The sequence below is a fragment of the Bacteroidota bacterium genome (assembly GCA_030706565.1).
Lineage (GTDB): Bacteria > Bacteroidota > Bacteroidia > Bacteroidales > JAUZOH01 > JAUZOH01.
The window spans coordinates 1-2,844 of sequence record JAUZOH010000459.1 but is presented as its reverse complement, the minus strand read 5'-3'; the positions used below and the strand labels follow the sequence as shown (position 1 = coordinate 2,844).

1 protein-coding gene is annotated in these 2,844 nt (G+C 41.8%); it reads left to right on the top strand.

The genetic code is table 11. From position 1 onward, the window contains the following. Window positions 1–2,844, top strand: a 2,844-nt coding sequence (locus Q8907_15535; protein ID MDP4275683.1) for an MBG domain-containing protein, incomplete at both ends; no start/stop codon positions are given.

Here is a 2,844-nt window from a genome sequence, read left to right as displayed (position 1 = left end):
TAGGCAATAACTATGTTGCTGCCGCCGAAAGTGCTTTAAACCTCAAGCCTTACGTGGGCAGTAATGACACTATTGATGTTTTTTCAAATTTGGACTGGATTTCTGTTGTCATACCTTCCTGGTTATCCTTTACTCCTGAATCAGGGAATGGGAATGGTACAATTAATGTGGCAACTGCAGAAGTTAATAATACCGGGGCACCACGTTCGGCAAGGATTAATATCGGCGGGAAAAATATAGAAAACCACACTCATGTTGTTATAACCCAGGAAGCCGGGAAACTTTCTGTCAATTGTAATGAAATTTTCCTGTCACAAAAAGCAGACAGTTGGGCTAACTTTTATATCTATTCTAATACAAAATGGACTATTTCAAAGTCCTGTGATTGGTTAAGGGTTGCTAAGGAATCAGGAATTGGAGATGTTGGTAATGCACTTATTACTCTTTCTGAAAATACTACCGGAACATTTAGAACTGCAACGGTCACTATAACAGCTGAAGGGGCTAATCCTCAAATCATAAAAGTAACACAATTGGGAGCTGCACAAATTTCTTTATCAGCATCTCCAGTTTCATTAGCTTTTGGAAAAGAAGCCAACAATCATGCGAGTTTTGATGTATTTTCCAACTCGATATGGCAAATTACAGGAGTTCCCCAGTGGCTTAAACTGAGCACAACTGCGGATACGGGAAATGTTGCCATTACCGCCACTACTCTTGAAGCTAATTCTCAAATTTTTAAACGTTCGGCAACCCTGACCCTTTCAGCCCCTGGAACTTCCCCTGTTCCTATCTATGTCTTGCAAGAAGCCAGTGAACCCTATCTTACTGTTTCACCTGCAACAGCAAAGATGTTGGCTTCGGGTAGTGCAACAGATCTTCTCATCAAATCAAATACCAGCTGGACGGCATTTCCCGGGAAACGGATAGTTTTAGACAAATTAAGCGGCAGCGGGGATGATACTCTTAAACTTACTGTACCTGCCAATGCTTTTCCATATTGTTATAAAGATTCAATACGTTTTCATCCCTTAGAGGGCGAAGACAGGTACGTGACAATCATCCAGGATACCCTGCAGGGTTATATCAGCAGGCCTCCAATTGCAGGTGATGGCTCAGATTCAAATCCTTATCGCATATCAACGCTGGAACAGCTGTATTGGATTGCGGAGAATCCCGTCCGCTGGTCATATCATTATGTTCAGATTAAGGATATCGATGCGGGATCAACATCTACGTGGTTTAATCATCATGGTTGGCCGGGCATTGGTAATGCCGGGATACCCTTTACTGGTTCTTATGATGGGTTGGGACATACGATCTCAGGTATACATATCAATCATGATGCTGACGAAAATGTCGGGTTTTTCGGTTACATAAAAGGTGCTACAATAAAAAATCTCGGACTGGCTACAGCTAATGTAGTGGGATTAAAGTCGACAGGGAGAATGGCCGGATTTAACCAGGGCATTATTGAAAATTGCTTTGCCGCCGGTACAATATCGGGAGGACAGGCCACCGGAGGGTTTGTGGGTAGTAATTCCGGTACGGTTAAAAACTGTTTTTCTTTCTGTACGGATAAGTATACTGGTGGAGCTATTTCCGGAGGTTTTGTAGGAGAAAATTTTTCCGGAGGGGTTATCCAATATTGTTATACTTCCGATGTTGTTGCTGCATCAAACTGTAATAGCGGGTCTTTTGCAGGAGATATTTACCCTGGAAGTATGATTACATATTGTCATTGGTTATCTACCAATCCGGGTCTGGGCCTGGACAGGGGAGGAATGTTTGAAAACAACAGTGGCCTCTCAACCAATGACATGAGGCTGCAAGCCAGTTTCCCAAATTGGGATTTTCTGAATGAATCTGCCAATGGTACAGATGATATCTGGGGTTTTTATCCTTCCCTTTATAACGGTTATCCCTGTTTGGTATGGCAATTGTTACCTGAGGTTTCAACGGATAGTATTAGTCATGTTGATAAAAATTCAGCTGTTGTTCATGCTCACATAAAATTGGGTTTAAACAGGACCCAGGATGCTTATGGCGTATGCTGGAATACTACAGGAAATCCGACTGTTGCTGATCCTAAAACAAATAATGGCTATTTTTCTGAGAACAGGGCTTATGCCGATACCGTGCGAAGTTTAAAAGGCAATGTCACATACTATGCCAGGGCTTATGCAACTGGTACTTATGGAACTGTTTATGGCAAAGAAATGAGCTTTACCACAATTCTTCATCCTCTTGCCATAAATCCTCCACAGGTGGAGTTGACTAAGATTTATGACGGAACTGCTTCTGCTCAAATTACCAGCATGGGGACCATCAGCGGAATCAAAAATAATGATGATATAAGGGTATCTGCAACTGCAAACTATGATAATGCCAATGTGGCAAAAGACAAAACTTTGATCATTACTTATACCCTCAGCGGTTCTGCAGGCAATTTTTACGATGCTCCGGTTAATGATACGATTTATAACGGTGAGATTACTGCCAGGCCTATAAAAGTTACTGTAGATCCGGATCAGACCAAAGTATATGGCGAGCCTGATCCTGTGTTTTTATACTCTTATTCGCCTGAATTAATAAATGGCGATGTTTTCAAAGGTGCATTGTCGCGTGTGACAGGCGAAAATGTTGGGAATTATATGATAGAGAAAGGTTCTTTGTCTGCCGGTGACAATTACCATGTTGACTTTATTCCTGGAAATTTCACCATTACCCGGAAATTATTAACTTGTAATTCTTTAATTATTACTGACAGTAAGGTATATGATGGCACTACTGCCGTTGCATTTACGCCAGGCCCTGTTACCGGGATTAAGGCCGGTGATGAGG